General features: G+C 67.6%; 9 protein-coding genes and 1 tRNA gene. 8 read left to right on the forward strand and 2 right to left on the reverse strand.

The features are described from left to right. Positions 1-49 precede the first annotated feature (49 nt). The 5 genes from ABYF38_RS07490 (at position 50) to ABYF38_RS07510 (ending at position 5,327) form a co-directional block, all read left to right on the forward strand. Positions 50-1,369, forward strand: a complete 1,320-nt coding sequence (locus tag ABYF38_RS07490) for a hemolysin family protein (protein WP_371153016.1) — start codon at positions 50-52, stop codon at positions 1,367-1,369. After that, positions 1,366-2,406: a hemolysin family protein gene (locus ABYF38_RS07495; protein WP_371151764.1), complete on the forward strand. Its 1,041-nt coding sequence runs from the start codon at positions 1,366-1,368 to the stop codon at positions 2,404-2,406. The genes ABYF38_RS07490 and ABYF38_RS07495 overlap by 4 nt, the downstream gene beginning before the upstream one ends. Before the next feature lie 113 nt (positions 2,407-2,519). After that, positions 2,520-3,617, forward strand: coding sequence for a M23 family metallopeptidase (locus ABYF38_RS07500; protein ID WP_371151765.1), 1,098 nt, complete (start codon positions 2,520-2,522; stop codon positions 3,615-3,617). A 26-nt stretch (positions 3,618-3,643) separates the two neighbouring features. Continuing rightward, complete coding sequence (locus ABYF38_RS07505) at positions 3,644-5,149, forward strand: M81 family metallopeptidase (RefSeq protein ID WP_371151766.1); 1,506 nt, start codon at positions 3,644-3,646, stop codon at positions 5,147-5,149. A gap of 105 nt (positions 5,150-5,254) precedes the next feature. Beyond that, a tRNA-Arg gene (locus ABYF38_RS07510) sits at positions 5,255-5,327 on the forward strand. Positions 5,328-5,596: 269 nt separating this feature from the next. Here ABYF38_RS07510 and ABYF38_RS07515 read toward each other — a convergent pair. Together ABYF38_RS07515 and ABYF38_RS07520 are read right to left on the reverse strand one after the other, a co-directional pair. After that, positions 5,597-6,838 carry a galactokinase family protein gene (locus ABYF38_RS07515; protein WP_371151767.1) on the reverse strand — a complete coding sequence of 414 codons (1,242 nt, stop codon included), beginning with the start codon at positions 6,836-6,838 and terminating at the stop codon, positions 5,597-5,599. Next, on the reverse strand, positions 6,835-7,638 hold the full coding sequence (locus ABYF38_RS07520; protein WP_371151768.1) for a nucleotidyltransferase family protein: 804 nt from the start codon (positions 7,636-7,638) through the stop codon (positions 6,835-6,837). The genes ABYF38_RS07515 and ABYF38_RS07520 overlap by 4 nt, the downstream gene beginning before the upstream one ends. 96 nt (positions 7,639-7,734) lie before the next feature. On the opposite strand from ABYF38_RS07520, the gene argS reads away from it, so the two are divergent. The 3 genes from argS to ABYF38_RS07535 all read left to right on the forward strand — a co-directional run bounded on the left by argS (position 7,735) and on the right by ABYF38_RS07535 (position 15,489). Next, complete coding sequence (gene argS / locus ABYF38_RS07525) at positions 7,735-9,411, forward strand: arginine--tRNA ligase (RefSeq protein ID WP_371151769.1); 1,677 nt, start codon at positions 7,735-7,737, stop codon at positions 9,409-9,411. Continuing rightward, positions 9,408-10,829: a diaminopimelate decarboxylase gene (gene lysA / locus ABYF38_RS07530; RefSeq protein ID WP_371151770.1), complete on the forward strand. Its 1,422-nt coding sequence runs from the start codon at positions 9,408-9,410 to the stop codon at positions 10,827-10,829. The genes argS and lysA overlap by 4 nt, the downstream gene beginning before the upstream one ends. Positions 10,830-11,445: 616 nt before the next feature. Next, on the forward strand, positions 11,446-15,489 hold the full coding sequence (locus tag ABYF38_RS07535) for a cell wall-binding repeat-containing protein (protein ID WP_371151771.1): 4,044 nt from the start codon (positions 11,446-11,448) through the stop codon (positions 15,487-15,489). Positions 15,490-15,597: the final 108 nt, after the last annotated feature.

The following is a 15,597-nucleotide window of genomic DNA, read 5'->3' on the forward strand; positions in this document are numbered from 1 at the left end:
AATTGGGACCAATGGACACTCCGCATAGTCACCAGAACGTGACGCCGTGATCGCCAACATCGTCTTCATCGCGCTGGGGCTGCCCCTCATCCTGGGCACCGCCCTGTTCGTCGCCACCGAGTTCTCGCTGGTCGCCCTGGACCAGGCGAGCGTGGAAAAGCGCGCCGCCGAGGGCGACAAGCGCGCTGCGGTGATTCTGACCGCGCTCAAGCGCCTGTCCCTGGAGCTCTCCTCCTCCCAGGTGGGCATCACCCTGACCACGATCCTGCTGGGCTACACCACCCAGGTGGCGATCGGAGACCTGCTGGCCGACTCGCTGGGCGCCTGGATGGGCGCGGCGGCCGCCACCGGTATCGCGCTGGCGCTGGCGTTCGTCATCACCAACGGCCTGTCGATGATCTTCGGCGAGCTGGTACCCAAGAACCTGGCGCTCGCGGACCCGCTGGCGGTGGCCGGGCGGGTCACCCCGCTGCAGATGCTGTTCACCTCCGCGCTGCGCCCCGCCATCCGCCTGCTCAACTCCCACGCGGACTGGGTGGTGCGCCGCTTCGGGGTAGAGCCGGTCGAGGAGCTCAGCGGCGGCAGGTCCGCGCCGGAGCTGGCGGCCCTAGTGCGCCGCAGCGCAGAGGAGGGCACCCTGGACGTGGGCACGGCCCAGCTGCTGACCCGCTCGATCGGGATCTCCTCCCTGACGGCCAAGGACGTGATGACAGACCGCGGGCGCGTCCACTGCCTGCGCAAGGACGCCACCGCAGCAGACGTGGTGGCGCTGGCCGTGCAGACCGGTAACTCCCGCTTCCCCGTCATCGGCGAGGACCTGGACGACGTTCTGGGCGTGGCCCACCTGCGCCGCGCCGTGGCCGTGCCGTTCGAGCGCCGCGCCGAGGTGCCGGTGCTGAGCGCTTCCCTCACCTCCGAGGTCTTTCGGGTGCCGGAGACGGTGGAACTGGCCGGCCTCCTGGTGGACCTGCGGGAAAAGGGCGTGCCGCTGGCGATAGTGGTGGACGAATACGGCGGCACCTCCGGCATCGTCACCCTGGAGGACGTGGTGGAGGAGATCGTGGGAGAGGTGGCCGACGAGCACGACCGCTCCCGCCTGGTGCCCGCCCGCACCGCTTCCGGCGCGTGGTCGGTGCCCGGGCTGCTGCGCCCGGACGAGCTGGCCAGCGAGTGCGGCCTGGTGGTGCCCGACGACGGCCCCTACGAGACCCTGGCCGGCCTGGTCATGGAGCGGCTGGGCCGGATCCCGGCGGTGGGCGACGTCGTAGAGGTGGCCCGCGTCAGGCTCCAGGTGACGGCGATGGACGGGCGGCGCGTTGTGCGCCTGTCCGTCCGCGAGATCGAGGAGCAGCAGGAGGCAGAGGCGTGAACACCACCACCGCGCTCCTAGTGGGCCTGGGCCTGCTGGCCCTAAACGCATTCTTCGTGGCGGCAGAGTTCGCCATTCTCTCCGCGCGGCGCTCGCGGATCGAGCCGCTGGTGGACGAGGGCAGACGCGGGGCCAAGGACGCCCTGCACGCGATGGAGAACGTCTCCATGGTGCTGGCCTTCGCCCAGCTCGGCGTGACCGTGTGCTCCACCGGCCTGGGCGTGATCGCAGAGCCGGCCCTGGCGCACCTGTTGGAGCGTCCGCTCACCTACGTGGGCCTGGGCGGCGGCGCGGCCCACGTGGTTGCCGTGGTGATCGCGGTGTCCATGGTGGTCTACCTGCACGTGGTGCTGGGGGAGATGGTGCCGAAGAACCTGGCCGTGGCCAACCCGGAGGGCGCCTCGCTGGCCATGGCCCCGGTGATCCGGCGCGCCGTGGCGATGCTCAACCCGGTGCTGCGGCTGCTGGATAACTCCGCCAACGCCATGCTGCGCGCCATGAAGGTGGAGCCCAAGAGCGAGGTGGTCTCTGCGTTCACCGTAGAGGAGGTCGCCACGATCGTGGAGCACTCCCAGGCCCAGGGCGTGCTGGTGGATGAGGGCGGTCTGCTCAGCGGCGCCATCGAATTCTCAGACCACTGCGCCCGGGACGTGATGGTGCCGCCGGAGGAGCTGGTGACGCTGCCGGCCGGGGTGAGCCCGGCCGGGGTGGAGGCCGCCGTGGCCCAGACCGGCTACTCCCGCTACCCGCTGGAGCGCGACGGTCAGTTCGAGGGCTACGTGCACATCAAGGACGCCATCGCGGTGCCCGCAGCGATGCGCGACGAGCCCGTGCCGGCCTGGCGCATGCGCCGGATCGCGGCCGTGCAGGCGGACGACGAGGTGGAGACGGCGCTGCGCGCGATGCAGGCCTCCGGTTCCCACCTGGCCCGCGTGCTGGAGGGCGAGCAGCTGGTGGGAATGGTGTTCCTGGAGGACATCCTGGAGGAGCTGGTTGGTGAGGTGCGCGACTCCATGCAGCGGGGAAAACAGGACTAAACCGGTGTGCCCGATAGGGGCGTGATGTAAGTCATTCACAGGGGCGCTCGCGCCGGTGGTGCCGCTGTTACCTTCCCGTTACTATTTGAGCGTTGTCGATCGAAGGGCGCCTTGTGAGTTCACGTCTTCCCAGCCGTCGGGAGCTGCGCGCGCAGGCCGCAGCAGCGGCGCAGTCGGCAACCCCGCTGCAGGAAGAAGCGCCCTTGGTTTCCCCGCTGCCCTCGCGTCGCTCCCTGCGCACCCAGGCGCCGGTTGAGCGGCCCACCGCAGCGCAGCCCGCGCCCGCCGAGCGGCCCGCGCCCGCCATGTCTGCGGCCGCGCCCGCCTTGCCCACCTCCGCCTCGCCCACCTCTGCCTTGTCCGCGCCCGCCGAGCAGTCCGCTGCGGCCTCGCTGCAGATGGCCGTGGAGCGTGCCCGTCACGCAGACGGGGGCAGCGCCAAGCGCCGCCGCATCGGCATGCGCGCCGCGGCCGCCGGGGCGGTTGCCACCGCCCTGCTGGCCATCTCGGTCCCGCTGGCTATCTCCCTGCCGGGTTCCACGGTCACCGCGCTCAACGCCGCTCAGCTGGAGCCGGGTGAGCGCGCCGTTGCCGCCGGCGGCTCGGTGCTGGACTCTCTGCAGGAGGCGGAGAGCCGTACCGCCGCGCTGGCGGCCGTCCCGCAGGCCGCCACCCGCGCTCGCGCCCGCCAGGCGCTGGAGAACCCGGTCAAGCCCTGCACGGTGAACGTCTCCACCGCCGCCGACGGCCTGCGCGCCGCCTACTCCGACGAGGCCCCGCTGTTCCGCCCGATGGTGCCCTCCAGCTACGACCTGACCTCGCCGTTCGGCTACCGGGTTCACCCGGTGCGTGGCACCTACACCTTCCACGAGGGCGTGGACTACGCCGCCCCGATCGACACCCCGATCTTCGCGCCCGCCGACGGCGAGGTGAAGGAGATCGTCACCGACGCCTACGGTACGTCGATGACGGTGAGCCACGAGTACAAGGGTGAGGTCTTCGAGACCGCCTACCTGCACCTCTACCCGCACACGGTCTACGTGGAGGTGGGGCAGAAGGTGACGGCCGGCCAGCACATTGCAGGCGTCGGCAACTCGGGTGTTTCCACCGGCCCGCACCTGCACTTCGAGGTGCACATCGACGGCAAGGTGGTGGACCCGGAGGTATTCCTGGCGGACCACGACGCCGTCGCCCCCGGCTCCTGCGACTGAGCATCCCGCCCGGCGTCTAGGCTGGGATGGTGCACGACGTTCCTCCCGCCGCCCCCAGGCCGCGCCGCATCGCCGTTGGCGGCATTCACATCGAGTCCTCGCAGTACACGCCCTACCGCTCGGGATGGGCGGACTTTACGGTGCTGCGCGGCCAGGAACTGCTAGCCGCCTACCCGTGGATCAACCCGCAGGCGCCGCGCGGCAAGCCCGCCCCGGGGCAGTCCAATGTGATCCCGCTGCTGGAGGACGTGGAGTGGGTGCCGCTGGTGCACGCCCGGGCCCTGCCGGGCGGGGTCGTGAGCGCGGAGTTCTTTGCCGCCTGGTGGGAGGAGTACGAGCGCCTGCTGCGCGCCGCCGTGGCCGGCGGCCTGGACGGAGTGCTGCTGGACATCCACGGCGCGATGAGCGTGGAGGGCATGACGGACGCCGAGGGGCAGATCGCCGCCTGGGTGCGCCGGATCGTGGGCCCCGGGGTGCCGATCAGCGCCTCCATGGACCTGCACGGCAACGTCTCGCCGGCCCTGTTCGAGGTCTGCGACCTGCTGACCTGCTACCGCACCGCCCCGCACGAGGACCAGCCGGGCACCAGGTTCCGGGCGGTGACCAACCTGCTGGCGCTGATCGAGTCGCCCCGGCCCTGGTATCGCGCCCGCGTGGCGGTGCCGATCCTGCTGCCGGGGGAGAAGACCTCCACCCGCGTGGAGCCCGGCGCCTCCCTCTACGCCGCCATCCCCAAGTTGTGTGGGGACGGGGTGGCCGACGTCGCCCTCTGGATGGGATTTCCTTGGGCGGACGAGGAACGCTGCCACACCGCAGTCGTGGCCTGTGGGCCCGATCAGGAGGCGGTGCGCCGGGCCGCCGAGCAGTTGGCCGAGCGGGTGTGGGGGCGCGCCGCCGACTTCGAGTTCGTTGGCCCCGTGGCCGGGGTGGAGGAGGCGGTGGAGCGCTCCCTGAGGAGCGTGGCCGCCCCCTTCTTCGTCTCTGACACGGGCGATAACCCCGGCGCCGGCGGCACGGACACCTCCACCGCAGTGCTGGGCCACTACCTGGCGCGGGCCGGGCGGCGGCGCGTCGTGTTCGCCTCCCTGCACGCCCCCGCAGCGGTTGTGGCCGCAGAGGCAGCCGGGCTGGGGGCCCGGGTGGTGCTGGAGGCGGGCGAGCCGGCGGTGCGGCTGGAGGGCAGCGTCGTCCACCTGTTCCAGGAGGAACGCGGCGGGCCGAGCGCGGTGGTCGACTGCGGCGGGGTGCGGGTGGTCCTGACTTCCGCGCGCACGCAGTTCGCCACGGCGCGGCAGTTCGAGGCGGCCGGGCAGCCGCTGGGCAGCTGCGAGGTGGTGGTGGTCAAGATCGGCTACCTGGAACCGGACCTGGCGCAGGCGGCCTCCGACTGGGTGATGGCGCTCAGCCCGGGCGCCGTGGACCAGGACCAGACGCGCCTGGGCTACCGCCACGTGCGCCGCCCCATCGTTCCGCTGGACGAGCCGAGCTTTACCCCGGACCTGACCGCGCAGGTGCGCTCCAGCGAGCGCTGAGGGGGCCGGCCGGGCGCCGGTCGGTGCGGGGCACGGGCAGTGAGGCGGGCGCGACAAGGCTTGCGAGTGCGGGCAGGGCCCAAACCTTGCTAGAATGTAGGACGCGCCCTGGTAGCTCAGTGGATAGAGCGCTTGCCTCCGGAGCAAGAAGTCGAAGGTTCGAATCCTTTCTGGGGCACGACTGTGAAGTCCCGGGACATCCTTTAGTGGATGTCCCGGGACTTTTCCATTCGCGCCTCTCTCGGGGCGGCCAGGGGTGGGGTGGCTAGGGGGTGGGGCGCCGGGCCCCGGGCCCCGGGGCCTCGGGACGCCCCCGGTGCTACAAACGTGCGGTCGGGGTACATCCGACCGCTCGGGGGCGTGCCCCCAATCGGTCGGATGTACCCCAATGCAACACTTGCGAGCTAGGGGGCGCGCCGGGCGGCCGCACTCGCGCCTGCGGGTCCGTCAGGCGACGTGCTCACGCTCCACACCCTTGCCGGGGCGGGTGATGATGGTGGAGGCGCGCGGCGCCTCGTCCTCGAAGCGGGCCTGGTAGGCGGCCTTCCACTCGGCCGCGAAGGACTCGGCCTGCGCCGTGGGGACCAGTGCCCAAACAGAGCCACCAAAACCGGCCCCGAAGGCACTGGCTGCGGTGGCACCCAGGCGGCGGGCCAGACGCTGCAGGTACACGGTCTGCTGCACCTGGTTTTGCAGGCCCTCCTCGGTCCAGTTCTGCGACTCGTCCACCAGACGGCCAAACTCCGTCAGGTCCCCGGCTGCCAGCGCGTCCCCGGCGCCCCTGACCAGGGTCTCGGACTCGATGAGGAACTGCTCAAACCGGCCCCGCAGGTAGGAGTCGCGGCCAAGCAAATCACGAATGCGGTCGGGAGCGTCGTCCATGGAACGCACAGCGGAGGCCAAGTAGATGTCCTTGCGGCCGGTGGCGCGGTTCCACATGCCCACGATCTCGCGGGTGGAGAGGGAGGCGCGGTTGTAGAGCTCGCGGGCCTTGCCGCTCTTTTCGGCCAGCACGCCGGAGACGGCGATCACGAAGGTGTGGTCGGCCGGGAAGGACACGCGGCGCTCGAAGCGGGTGGGGCAGAAGGAGAACTGGGACAGCTCACCGGCGGTACAGCACAGCATCGCGGTGTGGTCCTCGGAGCCACCGAATGTGCCCACGCCTGCATGGCCGGCCAGCGAGCCAAAGGACTGGCCGTTCTCTACGCACGCAAGGTAGGCGGCGTACTGCTCCAGGGTGGAGATGTTGTCGCTAAAGGCCTCGCTGGACTCGATGCCGGAGACGTCGATGACGGCGCGGGCCAGGCCCACGATCATCGCGGAGGAGGAGGACATGCCGCTGGCCAGCGGCAGGGTGGAGGAGATCTCCACCTCGGTGCCGCGCACCAGGTCGGGGAAGTTGGCGCCCAGGCGCGCGGCCACGGCGGCCGGGTAGCCGGACCAGTGGCCCTTGCGGTCGGAGTGGGCCTCGGTGAAGGAGACCTCCACCACCTCGCCCGGGATGGCGTCGGAACGCACCCGCAGCACCGGCTCGTCGATCGCCTTGGCGGCGAAGCGGATGCCCACATCGGAGGCGGCCAGCAGGGAGCGACCGCCGGCGTAGTCCGTGTGCTTGCCCAGCACCTCGATGCGGCCCGGCACCACCCAGGTGACCTCTTGGGCGGGGGCGGCCAGCGGGCGGATGGTCACAGCACCACCTCGGTGTCGGCAAGGGCGTCGCGCACCGCGTCGATGTCGGTGCGGCGGGACATGTCCAGCACACCCAGGGCGGCGGGCACCACCGTGAAGGGCGTGCCGTCGGCGATCGCGCGGCGCACGGCGTCGGTGATCTCGAACTCGCCGCGCACGGACTTCTCGATCACCTTGCAGGCCGCGAAGATAGCCGGGGTGAACTTCCAGGCATTCATGGAGGCGGGGGCGGAGGCGCCCAGGCGCTCCATCTCCTCCGCAGTGGGCTTCTCCACGATGTCCACCATCGTGGAATCGTCGGCCACATCGAGCAGCGCGAAGGCGGCTACGCGCTCGGCCGGGATGTTGGACTGCTCCACCAGGGCGGCGCGGTCAAAACCGATCACGCCGGCGCCGTCCACGGCGGCCAGCGCGCTCAGCGCCACCGGCGGGTAGTAGTTGTCGGAGTTGACCACGATGAAGGAGTCCTGGCCGGCGAATTCCTCCGCCGCTGCCACCGCGTCCGCCGTCCCGAGCGGCTCCTGCTGCACGGCGTAGTGAATTCGCACGCGCTGGGTGTCCAAGCTGTCGTAGTAATCGCGGAACATGTTGTGCTCCGGGCCGATCACCAGGCAGACGTCCTTCACGCCCGCGTCCGCCAGGGCGGAAATCACGTAGTCCAGGAACGGGCGCCCGCCCGTCTCGATCATCCCCTTGGCGCCGGCGTCAGCCGCCGCCGAAACGGGGGCTCCCTCCGCCTGCTCACGCATGCGCTTGCCGAGCCCGCGCGCCAAAATTACAGCCTTGGACGTAATGGTCATGCGGCCAATCGTAAACGCCAAAACCCCGATCTCATGGGAATTCTGGCCCGTGAACGCGTGGTGCGTGACGCATTTGGCGCGTATTAGGCTTTCCCCATGACTCCCGCAGAACTGACTCAGCACGTGCGCGATGCCCTTAGCTCCCTCCGCTTGGCCGGAAAGCTGGCCCTAGATGAGGCCCTGATCCAAGAGGTCAAGGTGGAGCGCCCCCGGAGTCGAGAGCACGGTGACTGGGCAACGAATGCCGCACTGCAGTTGGCGAAGAGGGCCGGCATGAACCCCCGGGAGCTGGCGGAGTTGCTGGCCAACGAGCTGCGCGCCGTGGAGGGGATCGAGGCCGTGGAGATCGCCGGCCCGGGCTTCCTGAACGTGCGCCTGTCCTCCGGGGCGGCCGGCGAGCTGGCGCGCACGATTTTGACAGCGGGGGAGAGCTACGGGTCTTCCTCCACCGGTGCGGGCCTGCACGTCAACCTGGAGTATGTCTCTGCTAACCCGACCGGCCCGGTTCACCTGGGTGGTGCCCGCTGGGCGGCCGTGGGTGACTCCCTGGCCCGCCTGTTCAAGGCCACCGGGGCGCAGGTGACGCGCGAGTACTACTTCAACGACCACGGCGCCCAGATTGACCGCTTTGCCCGCTCCCTCTATGCCCGCGCCATGGGCCAGGAGGCGCCGGAGGACGGCTACGGCGGCCAGTACATCGAGGACATCGCCGCCCAGGTGGTGGCGCTGCGTGAGCAGGCCGGGCAGGCCGACCCGCGCGAGCTGCCGGAGGCGGAGGCCGTGGAGGTCTTCCGGGCTATCGGCGTGGAGCTCATGTTCGGGGAGATCAAGGAGCGCCTGCGCACCTTCGGGGCGGAGTTTGACGTGTTCTTCCACGAGGACTCCCTGCACTCCTCCGGCGCGGTGGACCGCGCCATCGAGCGCCTGCGCGAGCGCGGCGTGATCTTTGAGCTTGACGGCGCCACCTGGCTGCGCACCACGGACTTTGGGGACGACAAGGACCGGGTGCTGATCAAGTCCGACGGCCAGGCCGCCTACTTTGCCGGCGATGTGGCCTACTACCTGGACAAGCGCGGGCGTGGCGCGGACAAGGCCATCTACCTGCTGGGGGCTGACCACCACGGCTACATCGGCCGCATGATGGCGATGTGCGCCGCATTTGGTGACGAGCCGGGCAAGAACATGGAGATCCTGATTGGGCAGCTGGTGAACCTGGTCAGCGGCGGGCAGGCCGTGCGCATGTCCAAGCGCGCCGGCACGATCGTGACGCTGGATGACCTGGTGGACGCCGTTGGCGTGGACGCCGCCCGCTACGCGCTGGTGCGCTCCTCCATGGACTCCCAGATCGACATCGACCTGGACCTGCTGGCTTCCACCACCAACGAAAACCCGGTCTATTACGTGCAGTACGCGCACGCCCGCACCTGCAACGTCTCCCGCAACGCCGCCGAGCACGGCGTGAGCCGCGAGGCGGGCTTTGACCCGGCGGAGTTGAGCACCGAGGCTGATTCGGAGTTGCTGGGTGAGTTGGCTCGTTTCCCGGAGGTGGTGGCGCAGGCGGCGCAGCTGACGGAGCCTCACCGGGTGGCCCGCTACCTGGAGAGCCTGGCTGGCGCCTACCACGCCTGGTATGGCAAGTGCCGCGTCACCCCGCGCGCCGATGAGGAGGTCACCGCCGCTCATGTTGCGCGCCTGTGGTTGAACGACGCCGTCACTGTCGTGTTGGCCAACGGCCTAGGTTTGCTGGGCGTGAGCGCGCCGGAGCGCATGTGAGCGCAGGGGTGGGCGAGGCGGACGGCCTGCCGGTGGGGAGCCTGGTTTGCCCGGAGCCGTGGGAGCGCCCTGACCTGTGGTCGTGGACGACGTTGCGCCGGCCCGACGGCGAGTTGGAGATCGGCGGCGTGGCGGCCAGCGTGTTGGCGCGTGAGTTCGGTACCCCTGCTTTTGTGCTGGATCGCGCCGACTTGGCGGGGCGTGCCCAGGTGTGGGCGACCGCCATGGCGGAGGAGTTTTGGGAGGGCTACGGCATGGCGGGCGGGGATGCCTTCTACGCCGGCAAGGCCTTCTTGTGTAGCGACGTGGTGCGCGTGGTGAGTCAGGCCGGTATGGGGATCGACACCGCCTCGCTGGGGGAGTTGACGCTGGCCCTGCGGGCCGGCGCGGACCCCGCCATGGTGGGGCTGCACGGCAACAACAAGCTGGATGAGGAGATCGAGCTGGCGCTGAGCGCGGGCGAGGGGGCGGGGATCGCCCGTATCTTCGTGGACAGCTTGGGTGAGGTGGAGCAGATCGCTGCGGTGGCGCGCCGCCTGGGGACGCTTGCCCGCGTGATGGTGCGGCTAAAGACCGGCATCCACGCCGGCGGCAACGAGTACATCGCCACCTCCCACGAGGACCAGAAGTTCGGTGTTTCCGTGGCTGACGGTTCCGCCCTGGAGGTGGTGGCGGCTATTGCGGCCCGCCCTGAGCTGGAGCTGCTTGGCTTCCACAACCACATCGGCTCCCAGATTCTGGGTACGGAGGCTTTCGTGGCTGCGGTGCGCGTGGTGCTGGAGTTCCGCGCCCGGGTGGAGCGGGAGCTTGGTCTTGCCACCCCGGAGGTGGACCTGGGTGGCGGCGTGGGTATCGCCTACACGGGGGTGGACGCTGCCCCTACCCCGGTGATCGAGGTGGTGCGCGCGATCGCGACGGCTGTGCGTGAGGTGTGTGGCGAACTGGGAACGTCTATCCCGCGCGTCTCTGTGGAGCCGGGCCGCTCCGTGGTTGGTCCTACCACGGTGACGTTGTACCGCGTGGGGGCGATCAAGGACGTGACGCTGGAGGGCGGCGGGGTGCGCCGCTACGTGTCCGTGGACGGCGGCATGAGCGACAACATCCGTCCGGCCCTGTACGGGGCGCAGTACACCGCTACGTTGGCCAACCGGCTCTCTGGTGAGGCGCCTGTGCGTTGCCGCGTGGTGGGCAAGCACTGCGAGAGTGGTGACATCGTGGTGCACGACGTTGACCTCCCGGCCGACGTGCGCACTGGAGACCTGTTGGCGGTGCCGGCCACTGGGGCCTACGGCTATGCGATGGCTTCCAACTACAACCTGTTGGCTAAGCCTGTGGTGGTGGCTTGTGAGGGGGGCCGGGCCAGCGTGGTGGTGCGCAGGCAGTCCATGGAGCACCTGCTGGAGCTGGACGTTCAGTAGAGACTTGGATGCCGGCTCCGCTGTGAAGCCGCGCCAGCTACTTGGGGCTCCCGCCTGTTCTGGTTCTGGCTGCTCCTACGCGTCAGCGGCGCAGACGCGTAGGCTGCCGCCGCCTTTGGGGGCAGCGTTGGTGGGGAGATGGCGGGGTCGGCTGCGTCGAAACTCGCAGGTGCCGGCTGTTTAGAAAGCCGGTGTACATGGAGAGTGGGATTCTTCGAGCAGAATCTCCATAAATTCAGTGTGAGGAAGAAAACGCCGCGCACGATTTGAGCAATCTTGACGGATTGGGGCCATTACCGGTCGCAAGCTGTTATCTTCGTCCCAAGTCAACGACGACGATGGGACAAACATGCGATCCTTCAGCAACGTGGCGAGGATTGGGGCGTTAGCAGCGTCGCTAGTGCTCATCCCGCCCACACTATTGAGTCCGCTTGCATTTGCTGACGAGCCCGGTGGCGAGGCGGCTGCAAGCGCCTTGCCTGGTGCAGACGTGGTCACCTATCCGGGCACAGCCCCTGGAGCGGCGCAGGCCACGGTTACAGGGAACACGGCGACGATCGGTAATGCGGTCATTAGTGCAAGCATCGACTTTACGGCCGGTCCGGTGCTTTCCGCCGTGAGGAACGTCGAAACCAACACCCCGGTGGCGGGTCCGTCTAAGGCCGTCACCATTACGGTGGGTGGTGCCCAATACGACCTGTCCACCGCCACGGTTAGCGTTGCTCCTCGGGTCGTTGATATTGCGGCAGACTCCTCCTCCAAGCGCGTGGCTAACCAGATAGCGGGCAAGGCAGTGGAGGCCAAGTACCGGCTGGATGCTGGCGGGACGAGCCTGGACGTCACCTACCGGGCTATCTTGCGCGAGGGTGCCAACTATGTGCAGCAAGAATTGACGTTCGCTGCTGTAGACGCCCCCGTTGCGGCGACCAACTTTGTGCTTTTCGATGCCCCTAGTGCTGAGGCGAGCATCGAGGGGCGGGATACCGGCTACCCGATCACTGTAGGTCCTAACGGGGCAAAGATCGCCTGGATTGGAGTGGAGAACCCGTTGGCGCAGGCGAGCGTTGCGGGCGGTCGTGCCACTATCTCGATGCGGCGGGCCAACCCTGTCACTTCGCAGCGGCCCCTGGTCTACACGACCGCTGTGGGAGTGAGTCCTGCCGGTCAGATTCGCCGCTCGTTCCTGAACTACTTTGAGCGTGAGAGCACACACGCCCGCCGTACGTTCCTCCACTACCAGTCTTGGTTCGACTTGAAGCCAGGCGATGCGGGCACTGACGTGCTGACTATGCCTGCAGACCAGCTCACCCACGCCATCGACCTCTTTGGCGCAGAGGCATCCAAGCGTGACATGAAGCTTGACTCCTACTGGGTGGACGATGGTTGGGACTATCTGCGCGACCCGCAGGTGGCAGATGAGTCGAATCTGCACGTGTGGTCCTTTGACCCGGGGCAGTTCGGGACCGGTTTTGCCCCCCAGCGGGCTGCGGCGGAGAAGCACGGCGGTTCTATTTCCGTGTGGATGAGCCCGTTTGGTGGCTACGGCACGTCAGCTGCGCGCCGCCAGGCTATCAATGCCTCCAAGCCCGCTGAGAAACGCTTGGAAACCTATGGTGGTCGCCAGTTCAAGTTGTCCGGTCCCAAGTACTACAGCCACTTCCGGGACACGATCTTCAAGATGATCGACAACGACGGTGTGCAGGGCTTCAAGTTCGACGGCATTGGTGGTGGCCTGTACCAGACCAGCCCGGCTGAAACCTACCGGGCTGACTATGAGGCCATGCAGAACTTGAGCCGCGACATGCGTGCTCACAACGAGGATGTATTCATTAACACTACGGTGGGCACGTGGGGATCCCCGTACTGGATGTGGTTCTCCGACTCCATCTGGCGCGATGGCCACGACGCCTTCAAGGTGGGTGAGGGCAGCGACCAGGAGCAGTACGTGTCTTACCGCGACGCGGAGGTTTACAAGAACTTCGTGGTGGAGGCTCCGCTGGTGCCAATCACCCAGCTCATGAACCACGGATTCATTTTCTCCAACCGGGCTCCCCAGTTCTCCCAGGACACCAACCTTTCCAGCGAGGCCACTCGGAAGGCCTTGGCGGCAGACATGCGCGGCTACTTTGCGCAAGGTTTTGAGCTGCAAGAGCTCTACATCCGCAACACGCTGGTAGACCCGGCTGTGGTTGGTGCCGCCAATGCGGGTTGGTTCTGGGATGAACTGGCGAAGAACGCCAAATGGGCGCGCACTAACCAGTCATTGTTGGCTGACGCTCACTGGATTGGTGGCGACCCGCATCAGGTAGATGTTTACGGCACTGCGGCCTGGAACCCGGGCAGTGGAGATGAGCGAGCCATGTTCATGGTCCGTAACCCCTCTGAGCGCCCCAAGCACTACACGCTGGATGTTGAGGACGCGTTCGAATTGCCCGCCGGGACCCACGGCACCTACAGGTGCACGGAGCGCGACGGGCAGGCCCAGCCATTCGTTGCTTCCAAGGGCAAGAACTTCTACGTGGAGTTGGATCCGTTCGAGGTGCTGCTCTTTGAGTGCGTCGAGTCAACTGAGGCTCCCACGGACTCCACCGAGCCGGTTTACTCCCCGGAGTTCACGAAGATCTCCAAGTCGGGCTGGTTGGCGAGCGCTAACTCTGAGGAGACGACCGGGGAGAACGGTCGCGCAATGAACGCCATTGACGACAACAGCTCTACGCTCTGGCACACAAAGTACAGCGGGGGGATCGACCAGCTTCCGCACACGCTGACGGTAAACATGGGCGCTCCGAACGAGGTACACCGGCTGACATACACGCCACGGCCGGGCGGCGGCGGCAACGGCCAGTTCAAGGACTACCGCATCGAGGTATCGACTGACGGAGTAGTTTGGCAGCAGGTGGCCGCTGGACAATTCCAGCCGGGGGATTCCACCCAGGCGATCCCGATTCCGGAGGACAAGCGAGTCTTCCAGTACTTCCGCCTGGTAGGAACCTCCACCCACAACAACCGTCCCTTTGGTGCTGCGGCGGAAATGACCGCCTACGGAGTGGCTGCTCCCAGCCCCTACCTGAACCGTACGGGGTGGACGGCAGTGGCGGATTCACAGGAAACGCAAGGTGAACCGACCGGGCAGGAAAAGGCCATCGATGGTGACCTTTCTTCCCACTGGCACACCGCCTACAACCCGTCGATCGCTCCGCTGCCGCACCAGATAACCCTGGACATGAAGAAATTCGCGCGCATTGACGGTTTCCGCTACATCCCGCGCCAGGACACCGGTACTAACGGAGTGATTGGCGAATACCGGATCGAAACCAGCCGGGACTGCACTGAGTTCACGCAGGTCGCTAACGGCACGTTCCAGGGCAAGGCGCCCTCGCTGGTGGAGTTCGATGAGGTTGAGGCCCGCTGCGTAAGGCTGGTTGCGCTCAGCGCCCAGAACGGCAGCCAGTTTGCTGGTGCCGCCGAGCTGGACGTGCGCGGCCAGTGGGCGACGGTGAAGACCCCCGATTCGCTGCTCACGGACGACCAGCCGGGGACGGGCAACGACACCTTCACCATTCCTGTGGTGGAGAACGTGCGATTCCTGATCAATGGGAACGACGTTGAGCCAGGAGTGCACACCGTGCCAGCCGGTACGACTTCGGTACTGGTGCAAGCTGCCGCCGCCCAGGGGTACACCCTGGCAGAAGGGGCCAAGACGGACTACAACCTGACCTTCTCTGTGGAGGGCGTCAAGCCGGAGCCAGCCCCGGCGGGACTGTACCGGATTGCCGGTGCCAACCGTGTGGAAACTGCGGTGGAGGCGGCCAAGAGTGCTGCGTTTACGGGAACCACAGCTGTTCTAGTGAGCGGCACCGGGTTCGCGGATGCGGTAACGGCAGGACCACTGGCGGGTGCAGTGGACGGCCCTCTGTTGCTGACCACGGGCTCTGTGCTCGAACCGCAGGTGAGCGGGGTCCTAAAGCAGCGCGGCATCAAGAAGGTTTACGTGGTGGGTGGCCAGGCTGCAATTGCCGACGCCAAACTGGAGACGTTGCGAGCCCAAGGCATGGAGGCGGTTCGGGTTGCTGGTAGCGACCGGTACGCCACGGCTGTTGCGGTTGCCACCGAAGTGGAGCGCCTGCGCCCCGTAAAGAACGTCTTCTTTGCTGATGGCAAGGAGTTCGCCGATGCCCTGGCGGCGGGGCCGGCGGCGGCACGAGCTGACGGTGTCATCCTGCTGAGCAGCGGGGACTGGCTCCCTGTTGCCTCGGTGCAGTACCTGGAGGCCAATGCCGCGCTGGTGCCGACTGCGGTTGGTGGTAAGGCCACGATGGCTCTGGAGAATGCCGACTACACCGCGGGATTCAACATGCACTCTGTGGCCGGGAAGGACCGCTACGAGACCGCAAGGCTTTTGGCGCAGCGCTACCTAGCCGATGCGAAGGGAGCGGTGATTGCCTCTGGAGACGTCTTCGCCGACGCTCTGTCCGGTGGCGCCCTGGCCATAGCGCTTGATTCCCCATTACTGCTGAGCAAGGCAGGCCAGCTCTCTGCGACTACACGCAGCTACCTGGTTGCCAACCGGCAAATCGACCGGGTGGACATGATGGGTGGCCCGGCCTCTCTCAGCGAGGAGGTAGCTGAGGCTCTGCAGCTGGTGTTGTCACTGCCGTAGGCTCACGGGACAAGCCAAGTGGGGGTAGGGCCTTTTGCGGGCCCTACCCCCACTTGGCTTAGTCCGCTTGTTGGAAAAGTGGGGCTTAAGCGCTGCCTTAGGCGAGTT

This window comes from Buchananella sp. 14KM1171 (assembly GCF_041380365.1).
Classification (GTDB): Bacteria; Actinomycetota; Actinomycetes; order Actinomycetales; family Actinomycetaceae; genus Buchananella; species Buchananella felis.